The organism is Corynebacterium atrinae, assembly GCF_030408455.1.
GTDB classification, from domain to species: Bacteria; Actinomycetota; Actinomycetes; order Mycobacteriales; family Mycobacteriaceae; genus Corynebacterium; species Corynebacterium atrinae.
On the sequence record NZ_CP046977.1, the window covers coordinates 702,469 to 725,273 of the forward strand.

29 protein-coding genes are annotated in these 22,805 nt (G+C 62.7%); 15 read left to right on the plus strand and 14 right to left on the minus strand.

Translation table 11 applies throughout. The annotated features are described in order from the left end of the window. Entirely contained in the window at window positions 1-546 is a 546-nt protein-coding gene (locus CATRI_RS03545; protein WP_290219795.1) for a PadR family transcriptional regulator, read from the minus strand. A 417-nt stretch (window positions 547-963) separates the two neighbouring features. Next, window positions 964-1,695 carry a M23 family metallopeptidase gene (locus tag CATRI_RS03550; RefSeq protein WP_290219797.1) on the minus strand — a complete coding sequence of 244 codons (732 nt, stop codon included), beginning with the start codon at window positions 1,693-1,695 and terminating at the stop codon, window positions 964-966. A gap of 275 nt (window positions 1,696-1,970) precedes the next feature. Here CATRI_RS03550 and CATRI_RS03555 point away from each other — a divergent pair, with 275 nt between their 5' ends. Genes CATRI_RS03555 through purH form a run of 3 tightly spaced genes read left to right on the plus strand, consistent with a single transcriptional unit; the run spans window position 1,971 to window position 5,524 of the window. Further along, window positions 1,971-3,344 carry a cell division protein PerM gene (locus CATRI_RS03555; RefSeq protein WP_290219800.1) on the plus strand — a complete coding sequence of 458 codons (1,374 nt, stop codon included), beginning with the start codon at window positions 1,971-1,973 and terminating at the stop codon, window positions 3,342-3,344. A 10-nt stretch (window positions 3,345-3,354) separates the two neighbouring features. After that, window positions 3,355-3,960 carry a phosphoribosylglycinamide formyltransferase gene (gene purN, locus CATRI_RS03560; protein ID WP_290219801.1) on the plus strand — a complete coding sequence of 202 codons (606 nt, stop codon included), beginning with the start codon at window positions 3,355-3,357 and terminating at the stop codon, window positions 3,958-3,960. Continuing rightward, complete coding sequence (gene purH / locus CATRI_RS03565) at window positions 3,953-5,524, plus strand: bifunctional phosphoribosylaminoimidazolecarboxamide formyltransferase/IMP cyclohydrolase (protein WP_290219803.1); 1,572 nt, start codon at window positions 3,953-3,955, stop codon at window positions 5,522-5,524. The genes purN and purH overlap by 8 nt, the downstream gene beginning before the upstream one ends. A 163-nt stretch (window positions 5,525-5,687) precedes the next feature. On the opposite strand, the gene CATRI_RS03570 is transcribed toward purH, so the two are convergent. From CATRI_RS03570 to CATRI_RS03605, 8 genes are all read right to left on the minus strand, one after another. Continuing rightward, a complete protein-coding gene (locus CATRI_RS03570; protein WP_290219805.1) occupies window positions 5,688-6,368 on the minus strand; it encodes a TetR/AcrR family transcriptional regulator in 681 nt (226 codons plus the stop codon). Window positions 6,369-6,437: 69 nt separating this feature from the next. Then, window positions 6,438-7,274, minus strand: a complete 837-nt coding sequence (locus tag CATRI_RS03575; RefSeq protein WP_290219807.1) for a putative nucleotidyltransferase substrate binding domain-containing protein — start codon at window positions 7,272-7,274, stop codon at window positions 6,438-6,440. 173 nt (window positions 7,275-7,447) lie between these two features. Beyond that, entirely contained in the window at window positions 7,448-7,699 is a 252-nt protein-coding gene (gene rpsR / locus CATRI_RS03580; RefSeq protein WP_047252593.1) for a 30S ribosomal protein S18, read from the minus strand. Between the two features lie 15 nt (window positions 7,700-7,714). Then, window positions 7,715-8,020, minus strand: a complete 306-nt coding sequence (gene rpsN, locus CATRI_RS03585; RefSeq protein WP_290219812.1) for a 30S ribosomal protein S14 — start codon at window positions 8,018-8,020, stop codon at window positions 7,715-7,717. Between the two features lie 3 nt (window positions 8,021-8,023). Beyond that, entirely contained in the window at window positions 8,024-8,188 is a 165-nt protein-coding gene (rpmG, locus tag CATRI_RS03590; protein WP_006822996.1) for a 50S ribosomal protein L33, read from the minus strand. A 3-nt stretch (window positions 8,189-8,191) separates the two neighbouring features. After that, window positions 8,192-8,428 carry a 50S ribosomal protein L28 gene (rpmB, locus tag CATRI_RS03595; protein WP_047252595.1) on the minus strand — a complete coding sequence of 79 codons (237 nt, stop codon included), beginning with the start codon at window positions 8,426-8,428 and terminating at the stop codon, window positions 8,192-8,194. 169 nt (window positions 8,429-8,597) lie between these two features. Next, the gene (locus CATRI_RS03600; RefSeq protein WP_290219822.1) at window positions 8,598-9,221 is read right to left on the minus strand and encodes a response regulator; all 624 of its coding nucleotides are present in this window, start codon (window positions 9,219-9,221) and stop codon (window positions 8,598-8,600) included. Continuing rightward, window positions 9,218-10,306, minus strand: coding sequence for a sensor histidine kinase (locus CATRI_RS03605; RefSeq protein WP_290219824.1), 1,089 nt, complete (start codon window positions 10,304-10,306; stop codon window positions 9,218-9,220). The genes CATRI_RS03600 and CATRI_RS03605 overlap by 4 nt, the downstream gene beginning before the upstream one ends. Before the next feature lie 111 nt (window positions 10,307-10,417). Between CATRI_RS03605 and CATRI_RS03610 the strand changes: the two genes are divergently transcribed. The 8 genes from CATRI_RS03610 (at window position 10,418) to CATRI_RS03645 (ending at window position 16,254) form a co-directional block, all read left to right on the plus strand. Further along, a complete protein-coding gene (locus CATRI_RS03610; RefSeq protein WP_290219826.1) occupies window positions 10,418-11,302 on the plus strand; it encodes a CPBP family intramembrane glutamic endopeptidase in 885 nt (294 codons plus the stop codon). 136 nt (window positions 11,303-11,438) lie between these two features. Beyond that, window positions 11,439-11,705, plus strand: a complete 267-nt coding sequence (locus tag CATRI_RS03615) for a type B 50S ribosomal protein L31 (RefSeq protein WP_047252598.1) — start codon at window positions 11,439-11,441, stop codon at window positions 11,703-11,705. A 15-nt stretch (window positions 11,706-11,720) separates the two neighbouring features. Continuing rightward, the gene (gene rpmF, locus CATRI_RS03620) at window positions 11,721-11,894 is read left to right on the plus strand and encodes a 50S ribosomal protein L32 (RefSeq protein ID WP_047252599.1); all 174 of its coding nucleotides are present in this window, start codon (window positions 11,721-11,723) and stop codon (window positions 11,892-11,894) included. A 99-nt stretch (window positions 11,895-11,993) separates the two neighbouring features. Then, entirely contained in the window at window positions 11,994-12,689 is a 696-nt protein-coding gene (locus CATRI_RS03625) for a response regulator transcription factor (RefSeq protein WP_290219829.1), read from the plus strand. Then, entirely contained in the window at window positions 12,686-14,173 is a 1,488-nt protein-coding gene (locus CATRI_RS03630) for a sensor histidine kinase (RefSeq protein WP_290219831.1), read from the plus strand. The genes CATRI_RS03625 and CATRI_RS03630 overlap by 4 nt, the downstream gene beginning before the upstream one ends. 53 nt (window positions 14,174-14,226) lie before the next feature. Beyond that, window positions 14,227-15,420 (plus strand): S1C family serine protease, encoded by a 1,194-nt coding sequence (locus tag CATRI_RS03635; protein ID WP_290219833.1) that lies wholly within the window; start codon window positions 14,227-14,229, stop codon window positions 15,418-15,420. A 62-nt stretch (window positions 15,421-15,482) separates the two neighbouring features. Then, the gene (locus CATRI_RS03640; protein ID WP_290219835.1) at window positions 15,483-16,064 is read left to right on the plus strand and encodes a MogA/MoaB family molybdenum cofactor biosynthesis protein; all 582 of its coding nucleotides are present in this window, start codon (window positions 15,483-15,485) and stop codon (window positions 16,062-16,064) included. Then, window positions 16,057-16,254, plus strand: coding sequence for a hypothetical protein (locus CATRI_RS03645; protein ID WP_290219837.1), 198 nt, complete (start codon window positions 16,057-16,059; stop codon window positions 16,252-16,254). Before CATRI_RS03640 ends, CATRI_RS03645 begins: the two co-directional genes overlap by 8 nt. A 3-nt stretch (window positions 16,255-16,257) precedes the next feature. Here the strand turns inward: CATRI_RS03645 and mscL are convergent, their stop codons facing one another. Genes mscL through CATRI_RS03660 form a run of 3 tightly spaced genes read right to left on the minus strand, consistent with a single transcriptional unit; the run spans window position 16,258 to window position 17,973 of the window. Continuing rightward, window positions 16,258-16,656 (minus strand): large conductance mechanosensitive channel protein MscL, encoded by a 399-nt coding sequence (gene mscL, locus CATRI_RS03650; protein ID WP_290219838.1) that lies wholly within the window; start codon window positions 16,654-16,656, stop codon window positions 16,258-16,260. 43 nt (window positions 16,657-16,699) lie between these two features. Further along, window positions 16,700-17,332 carry an SAF domain-containing protein gene (locus CATRI_RS03655; RefSeq protein ID WP_290219840.1) on the minus strand — a complete coding sequence of 211 codons (633 nt, stop codon included), beginning with the start codon at window positions 17,330-17,332 and terminating at the stop codon, window positions 16,700-16,702. A 47-nt stretch (window positions 17,333-17,379) separates the two neighbouring features. Beyond that, window positions 17,380-17,973 (minus strand): 5-formyltetrahydrofolate cyclo-ligase, encoded by a 594-nt coding sequence (locus CATRI_RS03660; protein ID WP_290219842.1) that lies wholly within the window; start codon window positions 17,971-17,973, stop codon window positions 17,380-17,382. Window positions 17,974-18,039: 66 nt separating this feature from the next. On the opposite strand from CATRI_RS03660, the gene CATRI_RS03665 reads away from it, so the two are divergent. The 4 genes from CATRI_RS03665 to sepX all read left to right on the plus strand — a co-directional run bounded on the left by CATRI_RS03665 (window position 18,040) and on the right by sepX (window position 22,123). Further along, window positions 18,040-18,993, plus strand: coding sequence for a UTP--glucose-1-phosphate uridylyltransferase (locus tag CATRI_RS03665; RefSeq protein ID WP_290219844.1), 954 nt, complete (start codon window positions 18,040-18,042; stop codon window positions 18,991-18,993). A gap of 16 nt (window positions 18,994-19,009) precedes the next feature. Next, window positions 19,010-20,284, plus strand: coding sequence for a molybdotransferase-like divisome protein Glp (glp, locus tag CATRI_RS03670; protein ID WP_290219847.1), 1,275 nt, complete (start codon window positions 19,010-19,012; stop codon window positions 20,282-20,284). After that, window positions 20,284-20,976 (plus strand): GNAT family N-acetyltransferase, encoded by a 693-nt coding sequence (locus tag CATRI_RS03675; RefSeq protein WP_290219849.1) that lies wholly within the window; start codon window positions 20,284-20,286, stop codon window positions 20,974-20,976. Before glp ends, CATRI_RS03675 begins: the two co-directional genes overlap by 1 nt. A 106-nt stretch (window positions 20,977-21,082) precedes the next feature. Next, a complete protein-coding gene (sepX, locus tag CATRI_RS03680) occupies window positions 21,083-22,123 on the plus strand; it encodes a divisome protein SepX/GlpR (protein ID WP_290219851.1) in 1,041 nt (346 codons plus the stop codon). Here sepX and CATRI_RS03685 read toward each other — a convergent pair. Beyond that, window positions 22,120-22,731, minus strand: coding sequence for a DNA-3-methyladenine glycosylase I (locus tag CATRI_RS03685; RefSeq protein ID WP_290219853.1), 612 nt, complete (start codon window positions 22,729-22,731; stop codon window positions 22,120-22,122). The two genes, sepX and CATRI_RS03685, sit on opposite strands and share 4 nt — an antisense overlap. Window positions 22,732-22,805 lie beyond the last annotated feature (74 nt).

Here is a 22,805-nt window from a genome sequence, read left to right on the forward strand (position 1 = left end):
TCATGCCTCCTTGGTTGCGGGGTGGGTGCCTGGACGGGAAAGGGCCTCAACGCGGTCGAGCCAGCGAACCTCGGACTCCAAATCGTGAATCCGGCGCTCAACCTGGAGGCGCTCGGCGGTGCGCGTATCGGGCAAATCGCGGGAAGTAATGGTGAGCGCGCGCAGATCAGCTATCGCAGCGCGGCGCTGCCTATCGAGGAGGGCAATGAGGTCGATCTCGTCGAATTGCGAGGCCAAGGCTACTTTTATCACCAACTCATCGCGTTCAGCCTTCGGGCGGACGACCGGCTCGGTCCACCACGAGGCGAGGAGAGCCCGGCCGGCGTCAGTGAGCTGGTAGGTATCCGTGGGGTGCCCGTTGGCGCCGATGGTCTGCTCGGCTGATTCAAGGAGGCCGTCGCGTTCGAGGCGGGAGATCGTCTGCGTGACTTGGCCGATATTCAGTGGCCAGAATTCATCAGTAAGCTGGCGAAACTGGTTTTGCAGCTGACTGGCGGAGCAGGGGCTCTTGGCCAGCAGGGCGAGTATCGAGTATTTGATTGACATCGTGACGTCCTTTACGGGAGACGGAGGTTACTGAGTAACCTTCGACGTTCAGGTTACTGGGTAATCTGCGGGGCGTCAATGGGGTCGGGTGCTGTTATCGTCATCGCGACGGGCTGACCCCGACTTTTAGCGCACTATGTGTTGTGTGCCGGCCCTTAATCGCCCGCGGAAGCGTTCCGGTCGCGATCAGGGGGTCGGGATCACGCGCCGGGCATGAGAAAAGGACCCGGCAGGCTCGGCTGGATAGTCATCGCGACGGGCTGACTCCGACTTTTAGCGCACTATGTGTTGTGGGCTGGCCCTTAATCGACCGCGGAAGCGTTCCGGTCGCGATCAGGGGGTCGGGATCACGCGCCGGGCATGAGAAAAGGACCCGACCACCCTGGTCGAGTCCTTCTCGAAGATAACTAACAAGATTTAGGCGATGACGATGCCGCGCTCTGCAAACCACGGAACAGGATCGACCGCTCCGCCACCGGCGGGGTGGATCTCAAAGTGCAGGTGTGAGCCGGTGGAGAAGCCGCGGCTACCCATGCCGGCGATCTGCTGACCGGCGTGAACGGTCTCGCCGACGGAGACGTTGAGGGTCTCCATGTGGCCATACACGGAGATGGAGCCGTCAGCGTGCTGGATGCGGATCCAGTTGCCGTAGCCGGAGGCCGGGCCGGAGTCGATGACGGTGCCGTCCATGACGGCGAGGATCGGGGTATTAATGGCGTTGGCAATATCGATGCCAGCGTGGAGAGCACCCCAGCGCATGCCGTAGCCGGAGGTGAAAGCACCCTCGGCGGGCTTGACCACGGCCGGTCCGCGCTGTGCGAGGTCAGCCTGGACGCGGCTAACGTTGTACTCGATGGCCTTGTTCAGCTGGTCCTGAATGTTGACGACCGGCTTGAATTCTGCGATGGCCAGGATCTGCGGGGAAGCGTTGAGAGCGCCCGCCAGGTCGCCTGCGTTGGCGGCGAGCGCAATTCCGTTGTCGGCCGGTGCATCCTGATTGTGAAGGGTCGCGGCTGCGGCGCCGCCGATACCTGCGGTGGATACAGCGCCAGTGGCTACTGCCACGAGCGCGATGCGACCTTTGGTCGTCTGCGAGGTGGAGATCTTGCGGTGCCTACCTCGAGCTGACCGCTGAGTCGTCTGTCGCATGAAGCCCTCTTCCATTTCGCCACGTCCCAATTGGGTTATGGGATTGTGACAATCTTGTTATCTACGGATGGTAACGATAGCGTCTCGATTGCCCCAAGGCAACTGGATCGAGAAAAAACCTTAAGTATTCGTAAAAGTTGTCACCAGTGTTACAACCCGCGCGGGCATCGGACGCGCCAACCGTTTTCCGATGGGCCATCGTGGCACAGTAGGCAGTGATGAGCAAAAAGACGAGTCCCCAGTCGCGCCCCAGCAGGCGCCTTCGTAATCTTCGGGTGGGCGGAAAATCATCGGCTAGCTCGAGCCGCACCCCGGATGTCGCCCCGGAGGCACCCCTGACGATCGCGGGTCGTCTCCGCCGTTATGTCCCGGTGGTTGCCATTCCCCTCGGCATTGTTGTGCTCGGCCTCATCGTTGTTTCTCTGGCTGGCCTCATGGTCACTGGGCTAACGCTCACTGCCTTTTCGGCCACTGTTGCGCAATTGTGGTTGGTGCTCAACTTGGTGCCCGTCAACGCGGCTGATATCTCCATTGGTGTCTTGCCGCTCTTGCCCACCATCGCTTTGATCGCTTTCTTGGCTCGCCGCATCCATCGGGCGGTCCGTGATCGGGTGAGCGTCGCCGACCTGCTTGTCTTGGCGGCGGCCACGTTGTTCATTCCGATCGTCCTCACTCTCATTGCCTCCGGCATGATGTGGGATGCAGGCCGCGTCTTTGACGTCGGCGCCCCTCCGCTCGGTCACGCCATCGGCCGAACTCTGCTCGTCCATGCCATTGCGCTGGTCATTGGCATGGGCGGTCGGCTGTGGCGAGCGTTGCTCAGCCGCTATGGGGCTCCGGAATGGCTTGTCGACGCCGCCGTCGTCGCCGTCCGCATTTTCACCTGGCTGGCTCTCGCCTCACTGGTCCTCTTCGCCATTTTGCTGGCGACCGGGTGGTCCCGCCAGGTCGAGATGGCCCAGGCCTACTCGAGTGCGGGCGGCGTCGTCGGCGCCATCATTGTCTCCCTGCTCTATTTGCCCAACGCGCTCATCTGGTCAATCGCTGTGTTGTTGGGCTCTGAGTTTCACTTCGGCGCCGCCTCCATTTCCCTCTACGCCATCAACTTGGTGTCCCTGCCTCCGCTGCCTCTCCTCGCGCTCATTCCGGGCGCAGTTCAGCAATGGGCCATTGGACTCTTGGCTGTCGTTGCGGCGGTGTGCGCCTACGTGCACGGGCGCATGCGCCCAGGTTTCCGGCAGGCACTTGCCTCGGGGGCTATCGCAGCTCTGGTAGCACTCGTCGCCTGCTATCTCACGTCCGGGGGTGTTGGCTACTTCGGCAAGGTCGGGCCGATGCTGTGGATGACGGTGGGGCTGGCTTTCGTCTGGGTGGCGGGAGTTGGACTCGTCGCGGCGGCCGTCGGGTTGATCGCTGATCGCCGTGCCCCGGCGGTGGAAGTCATCGAGCCGGAGCCGGAGCCGGAGCCAGAGCCAGAAGCTGAGCCGGAGCGGGAAGAAGAAGAGGAAGAGATTCTCGAGGGTGAGATCGTCTCCGAGGAAGCTCCGGAAGAAGTCTCAGAAGAACCAAAAGACACTGTAATAACAGAGGACACTTCAGTCACCGAAGATGGGGGAGAAGACGACGAGAAAGACCCGCCCACGGGCTAGTATCAGACGCGTGACTTTTCCTCCCGCGCATACCCGACTCAACGTTGTCGTCCTGGTATCCGGAAGCGGCACTCTATTGCAGTCGCTTCTAGATAACCAGGACGATTCCTATCGGGTCTCCCTCGTCATCGCCGACGTCCAGTGTCCGGCGCTGGACCGTGCGGAAGGGGCGGGCGTCGATACGCGAGTCGTCGAACTCGACGGCGACCGTGCCGCCTGGAACATCACACTCGCCGACGCGATAGCGGAGGGGCACCCCGACCTCATCGTCTCCGCCGGATTCATGAAAATCCTCGGTGCTGGCGTGCTCGACCGCTTCGGTGGGCGCATCATCAACACCCACCCGGCTCTGCTCCCCTCATTTCCGGGGGCCCATGCCGTCCGCGACGCGCTGGCCCACGGGGTGAAAGTCACCGGCTCGACCGTCCACTTCATCGACGCGGGAGTGGATACGGGGCCGATCATCGCGCAGCAAGCGGTGAGCATAAAACCAGGGGAAGATGAAGATTCCCTCCATGAACGGATTAAGCAGATCGAACGCCAGCTCATCGTTTCGGTGCTGAAGGCGGCAACCATTGACCACACCACCAGGAAGGTTGAGTTCATCCATGAGTGATGATCGCAAGGCAATTAAGCGCGCACTGATCAGCGTCTACGACAAGACAGGCCTCGAGCAGCTAGCTACCTCGCTTCACCGCGCCGGCGTGGAAATCGTCTCCACCGGCTCCACCGCGGCGAAAATTGCCGAGCAAGGCATCCCCGTCACCCCCGTGGAACAACTGACCGGATTCCCCGAGTGCCTCGAAGGCCGCGTCAAGACTTTGCACCCGAAGGTGCATGCCGGAATCCTCGCCGACACTCGCAAAGACGACCACCTGGCCCAGCTCGCGGACCTCGGAGTTGAGCCCTTCCAGCTCGTCGTGGTCAACCTCTACCCCTTCTCCGAGACGGTCGCCTCCGGCGCCTCCTTCGACGAATGCGTCGAGCAAATCGACATCGGCGGTCCCTCGATGGTCCGCGCCGCCGCGAAAAACCACCCATCAGTGGCCGTCGTCGTCTCACCGTCCCGCTACGACGACGTTGCTGCCGCGCTTTCCGACGGCGGCTTCACCCGCGCCCAGCGCACCCACCTCGCCCTCGACGCCTTCCGCCACACCGCAGCCTACGACGTCGCCGTCGCCACCTGGCTCGGCGAACAGGCCGACCGGGACGAGACCTTCCCCGCCTGGATCGGTTCCTCCCACGAGCTGTCCCACACCCTTCGTTACGGTGAAAACCCCCACCAAGCGGCAGCCCTCTACGCCGACAAGGGTGCCGGAGGATTGGCCAACGCCACCCAACTCCACGGCAAGGAAATGAGCTACAACAACTACCAGGACGCCGACGCCGCCTGGCGCGCCGCCTGGGACCATGATCGTGCCTGCGTCGCCATCATCAAGCACGCCAACCCCTGCGGCATCGCCGTCTCCGATACCTCCATCGCCGACGCCCATCGCCGCGCCCACGCCTGCGACCCCATGTCCGCCTTCGGCGGCGTCATCGCAGCCAACCGCGAAGTCACCGTCGCCATGGCCGAGCAAGTCGCCGATATCTTCACCGAAGTCATCATCGCACCGTCTTATGCCGCCGGCGCCGTCGACGTCCTCGCCCGCAAAAAGAACATCCGCGTCCTTCAAGCCGAGCCTCTTTCCCGCTCCGGCCTTGAGCGCCGCGAGATCTCAGGCGGCGTCCTCGTCCAAGAGCGCGACGCCCTGCACGCCGAGGGTGACGATGCCGCAAACTGGACGCTGGCTGCCGGTCCGGCCGTCTCCGACCAGGTCCTCGCCGACCTGCAATTCGCCTGGGCAGCTGTTCGCGCCGTCAAATCTAACGCCATCCTCATCTCCCGCGACGGCGCCACCGTCGGCGTTGGCATGGGGCAGGTCAACCGCGTCGACTCCGCCAAACTCGCTGTCGAACGCGCCAACACTCTCGCCGGCGACGTCAACCGAACCAAGGGCTCCGTCGCAGCCTCCGACGCCTTCTTCCCCTTCGCTGATGGCTTCGAAGTGCTTTCCGACGCCGGCGTCACCGCCGTCGTTCAGCCCGGCGGCTCCATCCGCGATGATGAAGTCATCGCTGCTGCCGAAAAAGCCGGAGTGACGATGTACTTCACCGGGGCACGTCACTTCGCGCACTAGTTGGCTCTTCCTGCCCTCCCGTGAGGGAGCGAGTGCCAAAATTCTCTAGAATGTAAATCCACCCGAGCCGCGACCTGGGAAAACGGGCAACGCTCGCGCGCATTCGAGAGAATTTTGGCACCCAGCAGAGTCCTTCCGACCGGAAAGCTGAGCTCGAGAGGTACTAGGCGTCTTCCGGGGTGCTGACCTGAGCAATGAGCTCTAAGGTGCGAGCCTCGCGGTCGTCCGGAAGGGTGGTGTGGAGGACGTCGAGGGCGGCGTCGGCAAGCATGACTGCCGTTGACGGCAACGATGACTCCGAAAGGGGCTCGGGGACGGTGCCGTCGTTGGGCCGCATCTCGATCGCGGAGAGGGCGATGTGGAAGGGGAGGTCGATGCGGGGGTCGTCGGCGCCGACGATGTCAGAGGCGAGTGAGCGGAAGATGTCGTGGAGCTCAGTGCGCTGAGCGTGGTAATCAGAGAATTCTTCCGAGGCGGCGACCGGGAGCTGGTAAAGGCGGCCGACGTTCCAGCGGCTAGACAATAACAAGCGTGCTTCGGCGGCGACAAGGGCCCAGAGTCGGAGGGTGGGGGAGGCGTCGGATTCGCCAAGCGAGACGGCCAGCTGGAAGGAGGGCTCGATGGTGGACTTCAGCAGGGTGAGGAAGATTTCCGTCTTGGAGGGGAAGTGATAGTAGAGGGAGGCTTGTCTGATTCCCACGGCGTCGGCGATTTGGTGGGTGGAAGTGGTGGCGAAGCCTTTGGTGGTGAATAGTTCCGCGGAGGCGTCGAGGATCTCTTCCCGGGCGGTTGAACCGCGGCGTCGGGGGCTGTTTTTGCGGGGACGGCCGACTGCTCCTGCCAAGATTCACTCAACTCCTTTCTATTGACCAAAAGGCGATTAATCCATGAATTATAACCACAGGCGGCAGTGTCACTGTCCCTGGCTGTCGGTGAGCGGGATGTCGTGTCGTGCGGCGAGGGAGCGGAGTGCTCCAGCGAGGAGACGGGCGGCGGCGGAGTAGGCGCTGCGGTCGACGGCGGAGAGGTGGGCGAGGGCGGTGGTGGGCCCAGAGAGGTGTTCGTACCAGCGACCCATTTCTAGGGCGGCGCCGGTGGTCCAGGCCTGGGTGAGGGAGTCGGCTTCGTCGGCGGTAAGGATGTCTAGGCGGTGGGCGTCGCCGAGCCGGGCGCGGGTGGTTGACTCGGTGGAGGAGGCGAGTAGGCCCGCCCAGCGGGCGACGTCGACGGCCGGGGACATGAGGGTGGCTTGGATGTTGACGTGCGCGTCGTAGTCGGGGCGGCCCTCGGTAAGTCGCAGCGCCGGGGGACGGCGCGCGATGGCCCGCTCCAGGAGGGTGGGCAGGAGGTGGGCGTCGATAAGCATGCCATCGGCATCGGTGACGGATGCGGCGTCCTGGGGGCCGTCGACAGGCAGGCCGGCGTCGAGGAACAACTCGGTGAGGGCCGAGTTGGCGGAGGAGGAGTCGAGGGGGATCCAGCCAATTGGATCGGTGGGGAGTGCCTCGAGGCGAGCGAGGGCGCCGATGGGGCGGACCGTCTCCCCGGCCAGGAAAGATTCCACGGCGGGGCTGGCCAGTGTTTCGAGGATGGTTCGCGAGTACCAGGCGGTGAGCTCACCGACGGGCTCCTGGTGGGAGATAGCGTTGCGCAGGAGGTCGTGGGACTCGGCGAGGACGCCGCGAACCATGGCGGGGGAGCGGCTGGTGCGGGCTTGCTCGGTGAGGTCGATGAGGGATGGGTGGAGCATGGGCAGCCTCCTGGCGGGAGTGAATCTGGTGTAGCAGTGAAATTACCAGCGCCCGGACCCTGTGAATGCAACAACCCGCCCCTCCCGTAATTGGGAGAAGCGGGTTGAGTGTCTTTTACCGTGTCACACTAAGGGGCAGCGGCAAAAGTGCGCTGTTGTGCCCTGCAGCCGGTTTAGCGGCTGGTGAACGGCAGGAGTGCCATTTCGCGTGCGTTCTTCACGGCGGTGGCGACCTGACGCTGCTGCTGCGGGGTCAGGCCGGTGACGCGGCGGGAACGGATCTTGTGGCGATCGGAGATGAACAGACGAAGGGTCTTGACGTCCTTGTAGTCCACCTTCTCAATGCCCTCAGCCTTGAGGGGATTCTTCTTGGGGCGACGGGACTGCTCGATCCGCGCCTTCTTGTGGTTGGTGCGCTGCTTCATGTTTGCCACCCTCTCTTACCAGCTGGACTTACGGACGCCCGGGAGCTCACCGCGGTGAGCCATCTCGCGCATGCGGACACGGGAAAGACCGAACTTGCGGAGGAAGCCGCGGGGGCGACCATCGTGAGCGTCGCGGTTGCGGACGCGCACCGGCGAGGCGTCGCGGGGCTGGCGGTTCAGCTCGAACTGAGCCTCCAGGCGGTCCTCGTCGTTGGTGTTCGGGTTGCTGATGATGGCCTTGAGCTCAGCGCGACGCTCCGCGTAGCGGGCGACGATTTCCTTGCGCTGCTCGTTCTTGGCGATCTTGGACTTCTTAGCCATAGATTATCGCTCCTCGCGGAATTCGACGTGCTTGCGGACGACCGGATCAAACTTCATCAGCGAGATACGATCGGGGTTGTTGCGCTTGTTCTTACGAGTGACGTAGGTGTAACCCGTGCCAGCCGTAGACTTCAGCTTGATGATCGGACGAATGTCATTACGTGCCATTACTTAGATCTTCTCCCCACGTGCGCGAATCTTGGCGACAACGGACTCAATGCCATCGCGATCGATGATCTTGATTCCCTTGGTGGAAACAGTCAGGGTGATGGTACGGCCCAAAGAGGGCACAAAATACCGACGACGCTGCACGTTGGGGTTCCAACGGCGCGAAGTGCGGCGGTGCGAGTGCGAGACGGACTTACCGAACTGCGGCTTGCGTCCCGTGACCTGGCAAATAGCCGACATGGACTTTCTTTCTCCTAGCCGCCCACATCACAGCAATCTGATTGCGCCGCACCAACTGATAAAGGTTGGGGCGCCATCGAACAGCCAGCTGACGGGGCGTAGACGTATACTTTCGACAACAGCAAGGGACAACCCTACAGAATTTCGGCCCGAAATCCTAATCCCGCGTTCACTGCCCGAAAGCCTTGGATAGCCGCAGCGCCAGCATCGTCCGATCTCGGGCATGAAGCTTGCGTAATAGCGCCGAGACATGGTTTTTCACCGTCCCCTCCGCGAGGTGGAGGTTGGCGGCAATTTCCTGGTTGTTGAGCCCCTGTGACACCAGCTTGGCGACGACGCGTTCGGTCCGGGTCAGCACCGCCAGCTCTCCCTCCCGGTCGTTGCTTTTCGACGCCCAAGCGTGTCGCGCAATGCGGGGGTCCAGGACCAGGCCGCCGTCCACGGCGGCCCGGATTGCTTCTGCCAGGTCGTCGGGGGAGACGTCTTTGAGAAGGTAACCCGCGGCGCCGGCTGTGAGGAGCCGGTCGACGAGGGAGGCGTCGTCGAAGGTGGTGAGCACGAGGGTCGGGATGTGAGGGGCGCATAGGGTGACCACAGCGAGGCCGTCGGTGTCGGGCATGGCGGCGTCGGTGATGACGATGTCCACGCGGTGCTCCCGAGCCAGGGTCAACGCCTGGGAGCCGTCGGTGGTGGTGGCGACGATGTCGATGCCATCGATAGTGTCGAATAACAGAGACAGGCCGCGGAGCAGCATGAGGTGGTCGTCGATAAGCAATGCTTTGATGGAGGTCATGGTGCCTCCGAGATGACGAGGCTAAGGCGGCTGCCGCCACCGAGGCCGCCGTGGGGGTGGATATCCAACCGATAGCCGTGGGTTGCGGCGGATTGTTGGAGATGACGCAGGCCGAAGCTGGGTTCCGCGTCGTTGCCGCGGCCGTTGTCGGACACTGAGATGCTCCCGTCCGACACAATGATGTGCGCGTGATCGGCGCCCGAGTGCCGAAGAACGTTGGTGAGTGCTTCCTGGACAAAGCGGACTTTGAAGGCGACGCAACCGGGATCGGTCTCAGGCTGGGACTGCTCATCGACCACGGTGACTGACAGGCTCGTGGTGTCAAACGTGGCGGCAAACTCCCGCAGGGTCTGCGCCAGCTCGGGTGCATCGTTGGCGTGGTCGACGGCGACAGGTCGCATGGCCCGCACAGTCGCGCGCATGAGATCCAGCGCTTCGGTGGTGGAATGCCGTGCCCGCTGGACTTCCTCCCGCGCGCGCTGGGGATCTCGGTCGATCATGCGGGAGGAGAAATCGAGGCCGAGCCCAATCGTGGTGAGCCGATGCCCCAGCCCGTCGTGCAGCGAGGCCGCAATTCTCTCGCGTTCGTGGGCGTAGGCCAGTTCCGTGGAATGCCGCAAGTTTTCCCGCAGCTCCTCGAGCATGCGTTGATTGCGTTGAAAAAGCTCGGCGAGAGCGAGACCGGCGGCGGCGACGAGGACAGCGGCGGTCGTTTCGAGGAGAATGCGTTCGATAGGGCTGCCAATGCCGATGTGGGCTGTCATGGTAGTGAGCACCACAACTAACGCATAACACGCAGCTGCGACTCTTCCCAGACTGATGAGCAGAACAACGAGTGTGATCCATTGAATACCGATGCTCACCATCGAATCCGCGATGATGAAGGAGGCGAAGGAAATCACAGAGAAGACGACAGCGGTGCTGGGGCGCGTGAGCCTGATCCATATGACCCAGGCGACCAAGAGGAGGACGGCGCTGGCTATTCCGGCCAGCTGCCACTTCGGTGGACGGTCTTCGGAGAGGACGGCGCTGAGGAATAAGAACATGGCAGTGCCGAAAAAGAAGCTAAGGAGCCTTCGGTCCATACCTCCCACGCTACCGGCGGGAGACCATGACTCGGGTCATGACTTTGGGGCCTAAAAACTCGTGACCCACGGGGGTTCTGCAATGAGTGGTGGGGTCATAGCGTCGAACTCATGACCCGAAACAACACCTTCGAGCCCGTTCAGCCACTGCTACCAGCTAACTGGTGGGGGCTGGCACTTCGGGCGGTACTCGGAACCCTGCTCATTGTCGTGGCCAACCTCGTTCGCTTGCCTTTCCATCATTGGGCGGAGGCCGCCTTCCCAAGCCCTAATGCCAATCTCGCCGCGACGACCGTCATCTTTCTGCTCACCCCGGCGGTGGTCATTCCAGCGGTGGCGGCATGGATGCGCTGGGTAGAGAAGGCCCCGATCGGTGTCACGGGCCTCCTGCGAGTTCGCAAGATCATCCCTGGCATGGCAGGCGGCATAGCGCTGGCGGCTGTGGCGGTGGCCGCGGGGTGGGCGATCCTCGTCCTCGTCGACGCTGCCAGCACCTCAAACCCGCCTCTGGACGATCTCGCAGCATCGAACCTAGCTCTCATACTGCTTTTCATGACTACCCGTGCCTTCCTCCTGCAGGGGTTGCCCGAAGAACTCATCTTCCGCGGTTGGCTCTTTCACCTCACGCGGCACCGTCCCCTCCTTACCGTTGCGTGGACTACCGTGGCGTTTACCGTCATCCACCTCACTTCCTCCGGCGGGCAACAGAACTTTGGTGATCGCCTCTTCTACCTCATGGTCCCGTTCGGCATGGGATTGCTGGCTGGATCCGTGGTGTTGTGGAAGGGACTGTGGTGGGCCGTGGGCACCCACGGCGGCTTTCACGTGTCATTGGAAATCGCCTCCGCCATCTATCCCCTGGAGTTAGGCCGTATAGCTTGGGTGACGTTGGGAGTATCGCAAGCCCTCGTTGGTGCGGGAATCGTCTGGTGGTGGTTACGTGCCCGCACAGCAGCGGAGGCGGGAGCGAAGGCGTCACAGCAGGTAATTTCATAAATCCGATGCTCACGGGTAGTATGTTCCGAGTTGTCAATCTCCAACCCAACTCAGGCACGATCGTGGCCTCTGCTGAGCATGTATTCGGCACGCTGTGAACCGACCTGATGTTCCATCCTGAGGGAATCGAGAATTTATGAAGAAGGATATCCACCCCGACTACCACCCGGTGGTCTTCCAGGACGCCGGCACTGGTTTCCAGTTCCTGACCCGTTCTACCGTCAAGAGCGAGCGCTCTGTGACCTGGGAAGACGGGAACGAGTACCCGTTGATCGTCGTTGACGTCACCAGCGAGTCCCACCCGTTCTGGACCGGTGCGCAGCGTGTCATGGACACCGCTGGTCGCGTCGAGAAGTTCGAGAAGCGTTTCGGCGGCATGGCCCGTCGCAAGAAGAAGGCTTAAGGAGGGTAAAGAACCATGGCAGTTCCGAAGTTTAAAAAGTCCCGCGCTAACACGCGCATGCGTCGCTCCCAGTGGAAGGCCGACAACGTCGCCCTCCAAGAGGTGAAGATCGATGGTCAGACTGTTCGCGTTCCGCGTCGTCTGGTCAAGGCTGCACAGCTTGGCCTGGTTGAGGTTGAGCAGTTCTAGCCTTTACCTGTAGCTATGCAAGCGATTGCACCGGTTGTTCCCGTATTAAAGCGGAGGGCAACCGGTGTTTTTGTTTCCGCGTGATACATAATGGCTTCTATGAAGATTCTTGTAGTCGATGACGAACAGGCCGTCCGCGAGTCTCTGAGGCGGTCCCTGGCGTTCAACGGATATGATGTTGTGCTGGCCGAAGATGGCGTTGAGGCCCTCGAGGAGATCCCGCGCGTTCAGCCAGATCTGATCATCGTCGACGTCATGATGCCGCGGATGGATGGTCTGGAAGTATGTCGCAACTTGCGCAGTTCCGGGTATGACCGACCGATCCTCGTGCTCACCGCGCGTGATGGAGTTTCCGATCGGGTGGCTGGCCTGGACGCGGGCGCGGATGATTACTTGCCTAAGCCCTTTGCACTGGAGGAGCTCTTGGCCCGTGTACGTTCCCTTTTGCGGCGCGCCGCCGTGGAAGCTGCTCCGCAGATTGAGGACACGAAGAAGCTCGAGTTCGAGGATTTGACCTTGGACCCCGAAACTCGGGACGTGATGCGCGGGAAGCGGGGGATCAGCCTGACCCGTACGGAGTTTTCCCTTCTACGCCTGCTAATGCAGAACCCGCGGCGCGTGCTCTCCCGGAACACCATCCTCGAAGAGGTCTGGGGTTATGACTTCCCCACTTCTGGCAATGCACTCGAGGTCTACATTGGCTATCTTCGTCGCAAGACCGAGGCTGACGGCGAGATCCGCTTAATCCACACTGTTCGCGGTGTAGGTTACGTCCTGCGGGAAACCGCTCCGTGATTTTGCGCCGTCTGGCTATCAACGCTGAGACCGCTGCTCCTGAGAAGGAGACTCCAGCGTCGGCGGCCGCCGGCCCGCGTGGTTCCTGGTCTCAGCGAGCCACGCTTAAGATGCGCTTGGCGGTATTCACGGCCGCCATGGTGACTATAGCCGTGGGCACGATCTCGATCATTGCCTATTGGACGGTGTCGTCCGCCTTGACTGCTTCCGTCGATCGGGAGCTCGAGGCGAAGGCTGGCATCCTCATGCGCCAAGCGATCGATCCGCTGCGCCTGCCGTATTTGAAGTCAGATTTGGAGCAGTTTAAGCAGTTCAACCCCAATACTCGCGTGTCTGTCTCGCCGCCGGGGTGGACTTTTAGCACGGGCGATACTATCCCCATCGGCGGGGACTTTAAGGTGATGGGGGATTCGTCCATCCAGTCCATCCGTACTGTCGCTGGTGAGCGGATTTTGGCTCGTTACGACACGCTGGGCACCACTGTCGTCGTTGCTCAAAACATGGACCCGACTCACCAACTCATCACGTCTTTGGGCATTGTGTTGTTGGTCATTTCCTTCATCGGCGTGTTGGTGGCTATTACCGCAGGCGTTGTTATCTCCACCGCGGGGTTGACTCCGTTGTGGCGCTTGCAAAGGGCGGTGGACTACGTGACCCGGACGGACGATCTGCGTCCGATCGCGGTCGTCGGAAATGACGAGCTTGCTCACCTCACCCGCTCCTTCAATGCCATGCTGGCCACACTCCAGGAATCGCGAGTGCGGCAGGCCCAGCTGGTGGCAGACGCCGGGCATGAACTCAAAACCCCGTTGACGTCGATGCGGACCAATATTGAGTTCCTCATGATGCTCAATCGGCCTGGGGAGCCCAACCGCCTCAGCGAGCAGGACCGGCAGGATTTGGAAAGAGATGTTCTTGCGCAGATGGAGGAGCTTTCTACCCTCATTGGCGATTTGGTTGACTTGGCCCGCGAGGATGCCCCCAGCGCTGTGACCGAAGAGGTTGATGTGGAAGAGATCATTGGTTCCTCCCTGGAGAGGGTCAAGCGCCGTCGCCCCGATGTCACTTTTGAGCTGCACACCATGCCGTGGATGCTGTACGGGGATCCCTTCGCGTTGGGGCGTTCCGTGGTCAATCTCATGGATAACGCGGCTAAGTGGTCTCCGCCGGATGGCACCGTGGTCATCACCATGCGCCAGGTGGGGGACAATGTCGAGATATCCTTTGTCGATTCCGGCCCGGGTATTAAGGAAGAAAACCATGAGCGAGTGTTTGAGCGCTTCTATCGCGCCCCCGAGGCTCGGGCTTTGCCGGGTTCGGGTTTGGGCCTGGCCATTGTCAAGCAAGTCAGTGAGCGGCATGGTGGCAGCATTCGCGTCGAGTCTTCCGATGACAGCGGTACCGACATGCGCTTGGTCCTCCCCGGTCTCAGCAACGGGTCGCCGGGGCGAATGGCCCACCTAAATGTAGACTCACCCAGGTAACGTACAGATTGAGTCCAGCGCTACCTCAGTGGACAAGAGAACAATGAGGATCCATGAACGACGAGACCAATCCCACCAATGAGCCGACGGCTCGCTCACCTTATTCTTCGTGGGGCCAACAGGAAGAACAGCCCCAAAGTGTAAACGAAGCTCCCGCCCCCGAATCCCAACAGTCGCCCAAGCGCACCGTCGGTTTGGGCACCGCACTGGCGCTCATGCTGGTCGGCTCGGTGGCAGCAGGCAGCATCACCGGAGTTGTAGCGTCCAACATGGCGGGGAACGAGTCCGCGGAGGTTGTCAACTCCTTGCGGGAACCGAGCCAGCCCGCCGCCTCTGCACCCGCCGGTGGCGTCGAACGGGTTGCGGCTAACGTCCTGCCGACGGTGGTGTCTATTCAAGTAGCCACCCGTACCAGCGGCAGCGAAGGTTCCGGGTCGATCATCTCCTCCGACGGCTATGTGCTGACCAATCACCACGTCGTGTCCGGCGCCGATGTTGGCGGTCAGATACAGGTCACGCTAAACGACGGCCGCGTCGTCCCCGCCGACTACGTCGCCTCCGACGCGGACACGGACATCGCCGTCATCAAGATGCGGGATGTGTCCGGGCTGCCGACCATCACGTTCGGCGACTCTAACTCGCTCAGCGTGGGGCAAGAAGTCGTGGCGATTGGTTCGCCGCTGGGTCTGAGCTCGACCGTGACTTCGGGCATTGTTTCCTCGATGAACCGCCCCGTGCGTGCCTCGGACAGTGGTGGGGAGTCCTCTCTTATCGACGCCATCCAGACAGACGCCGCTATCAACCCCGGCAACTCGGGCGGGCCTCTCGTCGACATGGAAGGCCACTTGATCGGTATGAACTCTGTGATTGCCTCCATGAGTAGTGGAGGAGAGGCTGGTTCTATCGGTCTGGGCTTTGCTATTCCTTCGAATTTTGCCAAGCGAGTGGCGGATCAGTTGATGACGACAGGCAAGGCGACTCAGCCCATGCTTGGCGTGCAGGTTGCAGCCCGGACTGATGTGGAAGGGGCGCTCATCGCTTCTGTGGAGCCCAATGGGCCGGCTGCGCAGGCGGGGCTCGCCACTGGTGACGTGGTCACCCGCCTCAATGATCGCAAGATCGATGACCCCGACTCGCTGATCGCGGCGGTACGTTCCCAGGGCTTCGGGGACACGGTCAGCCTTGAGGTAGTGCAGACTGATACGGGTCAGACTCGAACGGTAGAGGTTACGCTGACCTCGGAGTAGATTTAGCTCCAACAGCCCTCCACTCAGGCCCCACGACTTATGAATTGCAGGATGGATAGAAGATGATGATTTCATCCCCGGATGTGTCGCGTTCCTCGGCGTTGCTCGATGTCGGAGAGCCGGATGAGGAGTTCCTTTTCGCCTCTGAACAGGAGGAAAGGCGCCAAGCCCAGCGTCGAGCCCTCGTTGTCCTCATCTCAGATCACGCTATCGGATCAGGAGAGGACACGGACCGGGTCGTCGCCGAGCTCTTAGTCGAGGCCGACTTCGCGGTGGACGCTGTGGTGTCGGTGAAGTCGAAGAAGTCCCAGATTCGGCAAGCGATTGAGACTGGGGTGGTCGGCGGCGTTGATCTCGTGCTCACCATTGGTGGTACGGGGGTAGGCCCGCGAGACAAGACTCCGGAGGCCACGCGGGTCTTGCTGGATCAGATGGTCCCGGGCATTGCTCAGGCGCTGCGTTCCTCAGGGTTGGCGTGCGGCGCGGTGGATGCCTGTACCTCGCGGGGAATCGCTGGGGTGTCGGGCTCGACGGTGATCGTTAACCTCGCCGCTTCCCGCTCAGCGGTGCGTGACGGGATGGCGACGTTGACGCCACTGGTTCATCATCTGATTGATCAGCTGCAAAAGTACAGCGTTGAGTAGAAAGCGGCGGCGGGTGGAGCGGCGTTCCGACGCCGTGGACTATGACCGCACGGCGGATACTCCGAGTGCCTTTTTAGACAAAGAAAAACCCGCTGATGATCAGCGGGTGGTGATCCTCGACCCAGAGGCCGAGGACCAGTTAGTGGGAGAGGATTTCTGGCGCGAGCAGCGCCCTCCCCACTACGAGTGAGATTTAGGACTTCTGCAGCAGGTCGCGGATCTCGGTGAGCAGCTCGACGTCGGTCGGGGCCGGAGCCTCTTCCTCGTTGGTGATGCCGCGGCGACGCTCCTGGAGCTCCTTCATCTTGTTCATCGGCATGACGATGACGAAGTAGACGACAGCAGCGATCATCAGGAAGTTGATGGCAGCAGTGATGACGGCGCCGAAGTCAAGGAAGGTGGCGGGGTTGCCGGAGATGACGTGGAAGCCGAGGCCGCTCACGTCGGAGCCGCCGAGGGCGGCGATGAGGGGGTTGATCAGGTTATCAGAGAAGGCGGTGACGATGGCGGTGAATGCGCCGCCGATGACCACGGCAACGGCCAGGTCAACGACGTTACCGCGCATGATGAAGTCCTTGAAGCCTTGCAGCATGGTGAGTTCTCCTTGATTGCTTGAAAATGAGGACACGTGAACTTTAGTCCATATTGCTCAAGTTTGCGCGGTCCCCAGTCAGCACAACCGCTAAAGGTGTAGACAGAGAAGCCGCGGCGACGGCACGGGCGGCATCATGGGGTAATGCGACGAGGAGGGTGTGGGGGGTACCCTCAGTGGTCGCTAGAAGCACCCTGCCACCTGCGGCAACAATTTCCGGGGACAGTTCTTCGCCGCGATGGGTCACGATGGTGACGGTGTCTCCGTGGCGTGAAAGCGGAACAATTTCGGGTTCTGCCAGCCGCACTGGGACTATGTTGGTGATTTCACCCACAGAGCCGCCCGAAAAGGCCACATCGACGAATTTTGACGTAGTTGCCACTTCACCGGCTTCGGCCGCGGCAACGATCACCTGACCCTCGATATCGGACAGGGAGTTCAGTGCCGTGCGGGGTAGGAGATGGGCGGGGACGCGGGCCACCGCGACGTCATCAAGCGAGAGCGCCGTACCCGCCTCGACGTCGCGGGCGAAGACGACGGCGGGCGGGTCGCGGTGGGCGACCTCCATGACTGAGACCACCAAGGCGGCCAGGAGTAGAGCGGCGGCCGCAGCGCGGCGCACAAGCAGGCTGCGGCGCCAGCCAGGGGTTTGCACTATCTGGCGAAAGGGCACCATGTCCTATTGGACTGCCCACATCGGCCTAAGGTTCCCCGGCTACCTCGCTAACTAAAGGTTCGTATCCCCGTGGGAGTAATTGCAAGGTCGACGGGCATGTCGTGGGCTTCGGCCGGTATGTCATCGCGAATCTCGCCGTTATATAACAGCATCGCGGTGCGTGGCGGGTGGGGGAGATTACTTAAGGCCGATAGCGCGCGGTCGTAGAATCCACCACCCTTTCCCAGGCGAATGCCGGTGGGGCTGACCGCCAAAGCAGGGACGAACACAAGGCTGCAGGACTGCAAGGCGTCGGGGCCTAGGCGCGTGCCCGTTGGCTCGGCGATGCCCAACGCGCCGGGGCTCAAGGCGAGGCGGCCTTCGTAGCGGGCCCAATCGAGCTTTCCGCCCGGGAGGGAGACGGGTAGGAGGAGTGCGGAAGCCTCGCCATGCAGGGCGTCGAGAAGCAGTTTTCCGCCGGGCTCACCGACGAGAGGTGCGTAGGCGGCGACCGCCGTATCGGCGGGGGATAGGGATCGCAGCAACGAGGCGGCGTGGGCGATGAGTGCGGAGTTTTCGCGGTGGGTATCCTCCATCGACATGGCGCGGCGGGCCTGCTGGAGGAGTTCGCGCAACTGTGTCTTCCGCTCCCGGGTGTCCATGGGCACCAGCCTAACCGCGGCGGGGGTCGCTCAACCACCCTGAGGTGGCAGGTAGGATGAGCTGTTATGAGCTTGTCATCTCACGAACACCCCCATGGGGTGAAGACGGTTATTGTTCCCGCCGCGGGCATGGGTACTCGATTCCTACCGGCGACCAAAACTGTCCCGAAGGAGCTGCTCCCGGTCGTCGATACCCCGGGCATCGAGCTGATCGCGGAAGAAGCCTCCGCGCTGGGGGCCACGCGGATGGCCATCATCGTGGCTCCCGACAAGCAAGATGTCATGCGCCATTTCGGGGAGTTTCCGTCGTTGGTGGAGACGTTGAGCGAGCGGGGCAAGGACGAGCAGGTGGCCAAGGTGCAGCGGGCCGGGCAGCTGATCTCCCCGGTGGCAGTGGAACAGGTCAAGCCGTTGGGCCTGGGCCATGCCGTTGGTTTGGCGGAGTCCGTGCTCGACGAGGATGAGGACGTGGTGGCTGTCATGTTGCCCGATGACCTAGTCCTCCCCGTCGGCGCTTTGGAGAAGATGGCGGCGGTGCGCGCTGAATTGGGCGGCACCGTGTTGTGCGCCTTCAACGTCTCCCGCAGCGAGGTGGTCAACTACGGAGTCTTCGACATTGAGGAGATTCCGGCGGATTGCTCCCTGTCCGCGGGTGAGGTGAAGCGCGTGGTGGGCATGGTGGAAAAGCCATCCGTCGAAGATGCCCCCTCCACCTTGGTGGCTACCGGCCGCTACTTGCTGGATCGTGCGGTATTTGATGCTTTGCGCCGCATCGCCCCCGGTATGGGCGGGGAGATCCAACTCACCGATGCCATTGAATTGATGATCCAGGAGGGCCACCCGGTCCACATTGTCATTCATGAAGGCAAGCGCCACGACCTCGGCAATCCCGCCGGATACATCCCGGCGTGCGTGGACTTTGGCCTTGGTAACCCGACGTATGGCCCGGCCCTGCGTCGCGCTATCACGCAGATCCTCGCCGAGCATGATGCCGGCGAGGCACTCACCGCCCAAGACTGATTGAAAGGAGTTCGCCATGCGTTCCGTGGAGCAACAGCTTGCCCTGGTCACCGAGGCCACGGTTTCCCCTGAGCCGGTCCGCATTGCGATCGCCGATGCCCTCGGCCTCATGTGCGCCGAAGAGGTCCAGGCCACCCGCTCTCTGCCGGGTTTCCCGCAGGCGGCCATTGATGGCTATGCCGTTCGCGCCGTCGACATCGGGGGTGAACGGGGCCTGGGGGTGCCTGAACCCGATCCCGAGGCACCCATCGAGCCCATCGAACGTTCCCTCCCCGTCGTCGGGGAGGTCGCGGCCGGTTCCCAGCAGCCCCTACGTCTGCAGCCGAAGCAGGCCGTGCGCGTCCACACGGGCGCGCCTTTGCCCACGCTTGCCGACGCCGTCCTTCCCCTCGAATGGACCGACCGCGGACGTAGGCGGGTGACTGCCCACCGGGTGGTCCGATCCGGGGATTTTGTCCGCCGCGCTGGCGACGATATCCAGCCCGGTGATGTGGCGGTGACCGCCGGATCCGTGCTTGGTCCCGCCCAAATCGGCCTGCTCGCCGCGGTGGGTCGCTCAAAGGTGTTGGTGTACCCCCGTCCGCGCCTGTCGGTCATTTCGGTGGGCCGCGAGCTGGTGGACATTGACCGAGACCCGGGCCTGGGCCAGATTTTCGACGTTAACTCCTATTCTCTCGCCGCAGCAGGCAAAGAGGCGGGCGCCGACGTCTTCCGAGTTGGTATCGCCATCGGCGAGCCGCGGCGGCTGAAGGAGATCATCGAGGCGCAGATTTTGCGCAGCGAGGTCATCGTTATCACCGGGGCGGTCGGCGGGCAGGGCTCGGAGATGTTCCGTCACGTGATCGAGGAGCTCGGGACCATAGATACCTCCCGCGTGGCCATGCACCCTGGTTCGGTCCAAGGCTTTGGACTGCTCGGTGAGGAACAGATCCCCGTCTTCCTGCTGCCCTCGAACCCGGTCTCGGCGCTGGTCACCTTCGAGGTCTTCATCCGCCCGCTCATCCGGATGTCGCTGGGCAAGCGCAATGCCCAGCGCCGGGTCGTGCGGGCGCGCGCCGTCAACCACGTCGCCTCCCGGGAAGGCCGACGTGGGTTCGTCCGGGCCCGGCTCATGCGCGATGCTGACACCCACGACTATTTGGTGGAGGGCCTTGGAGGCGCCACCGGTGCACCCGCTCATCTGCTCGCCGGCCTCGCTGAGGCCAACGCCATGATCCGCGTGCCGGAAGAGGTCACGGAAATCCGGCCCGGAGACGTCGTCGACGTCATGTTCTTGTCGCAGGGCAGCTAGTGCTCGACCCGCTCGGCTTGTCCTATCGCCGCGTCAGCCGTCCCGGCTCCGGCCCGCGAGACCTCGTCCACCCCGGTTGGCCCGAATCCACCCCGCTGGTGCAGCTGACGGATGGCTCCCGCCTCCGCCTCCGGCCCCTCATGCGTCGAGATGGCCTCGATTGGTCCGAGTACCGCACCCTCGACGAGGCCTTTCTCAAGCCAGTGGAACCAACCATGCCCGAGGATTGGGAGGACGCCCACTCGCGGTCTGCATTCTGGCGTTTCCTCACCGGCCTGCGTTCAGCGGCCCAGCGTGGCCAGGTCGTCCCCTTCGCCATCGAGCTGGAGGGAAAGTTCGCCGGGCAGGTCACCCTCGGCAGCATTCAGCATGGCAGCATCTCGGACTGTTGGATCGGCTACTGGGTCCACTCCGCCTTCATGGGCCGCGGGGTAGCCACCGCCGCCTGCGCTTTGGGCACCGACCACGCTTTTCTTCGCATCGGCCTGCACCGGGTGACGGCGACCTATTTGCCTGATAATCCCGCTTCCGGCCGAGTCCTGGCCCTCAATGGCTTCCGCCAGGCGGGTTTCCTCCACGGCAACCTGCACATTGACGGTCGTTGGCAAGACCATCACCTCGTCGCCCAAAACCGGGAGGACTACCGCGGCACGTGCGTCTCTCGCCTGCGCGAACAGGGTCGCTTGCTCTAAGCCAAGTTGCCGGTCGACACGGCGGCGTGGCAGGGCTGGGAGAGCAGTTCGCGGGATTAGTCTGGACACATTCGACGTCCCCGTCCCCAGGAAGGTGGCACGACGCGTGTCCGGAAGCCTGATCATTGTCCTGATCATCGTGGTGTGGCTCTTTGTGCTGGCACCGCTGCTTTTGCGTGGTCAAAAGCCCATCCGCAAAGCGGGCGAGGCCTTCGACGACACCCGGGTGCTCTACGAGGGCGGCTCCGGTCGGCTCCTCGGCAGCATTCGCCGTCGGCCTAAGCTGCCGCAGGTCAGCGAGCACACGGGGGAGTCCTCCGAGGATTACGAAGAGGTCCCCGCCGAAGACGTATTGCTTGACGATGCCCGTCCCTCCCGCCCCTTCCTCGGCATGTTCACCCGCCGTGACTCGGCCGACGAGGAGCCGGGCATCATCGACGGCGCCGTCGTCCACGAATTGGAAGCCGTCCCCGACTCGGTCGAGGAGCCGGTGGAGGAGGATGAGTTCTACTACGACGAGGACGACACCACCTACGCCTACGACGATTCCTACACCGCGCCGGCTGACCTGATGTACCCGGATGACACGGTGGTCGAGGTACTCGACGAAGAGCCGGTCGACGAAGACGCGGAGTTTGAGGTGGGGGCCGAAGAGAACGACCTCACCGACGAAGAAATCGAGTTCGCCGAGAGCCGACGCGGGCGTGGTGGCTATGATCCCGTCGCCGATGCCGAGCACTCCACCACCCGTTACCAGCGCCGCCAGCGCACCCTCATTGGCTTGATCGCCGCGGTCGTGGTCACCCTGGTTCTCGGGTTCTTCCTCGGTGGGTGGGCCTGGGCCCTCCCGAGCGCTGCCGCCCTGGTCACCGCGGTGTACCTGGTCGCCCTGCGCACGCAGACCCGGCAGGAGGAAGCGTTGCGTCGCCGCCGTATCCAGCAGTTGCGCCGCGCCCGTCTCGGCGTGCGAAACGTCGCCGACGAAGAGCTTTCCATCCCGCGCAACCTCCGCCGTCCAGGTGCTGTCGTGCTCGAACTCGATGATGAATCACCGGATTTCGAGTACCTGCCAGTGGCCGAGGCGCACTTCGAAGAAGACATCGATGTCACCCCGGCGCGACGCCGTCCCTTCCGCCGCGTGGGTTAACTAGCGCGGGCTCCCCAGACCCCGGAGGAACCGCGCCTCCACGATCCCACCAGGTGGGTATCCACGATCCCGATCGCTTCCATGAGCGCGTAGATGGTCGTCGGCCCGACAAAAGAGAAGCCCTCTTTCTTCAGCGCCTTCGCCAGCGCGACCGACTCGGCCGATTGCGAAGGGACCTCCGCCGCAGTGACGGGTGCGGGGGTCTTGGCTGGTTGATAGGACCACACGAACTCCGCCAACCCCTCCCGGTCCCGCAGCCCAATCGTTGCTTGAGCATTGCGGACGGTGGCCTCGATCTTGCGGCGGTTGCGGATGATCCCGGCGTCCGCCATGAGACGGTCCACCTCGGTGCTATCAAAACCCGCCACCGCGTCAACGTCGAATCCGTGGAAGGCCGCGCGGAAGTTCTCGCGTCGACGCAGGATGAGCTCCCAGGACAACCCGGCTTGAAATCCTTCGAGGCAGAGGCGTTCGAATACGCCCTGTTCTGAGCGGACGGGCATGCCCCATTCGGTGTCGTAATAGTTGCGGAGAAGGGAGGAGCCGGACGCCCACGTCGGACGGGCGAGGCCGTCGGGGCCGATGATGAGATCAGGTGAGTGAGTCATGGTCTATTGGACTCCACCGGTGGTGTCCCGGTTCCCCACGTTCGTCGACGCCACCATGAGGTCCTCCTTCGATT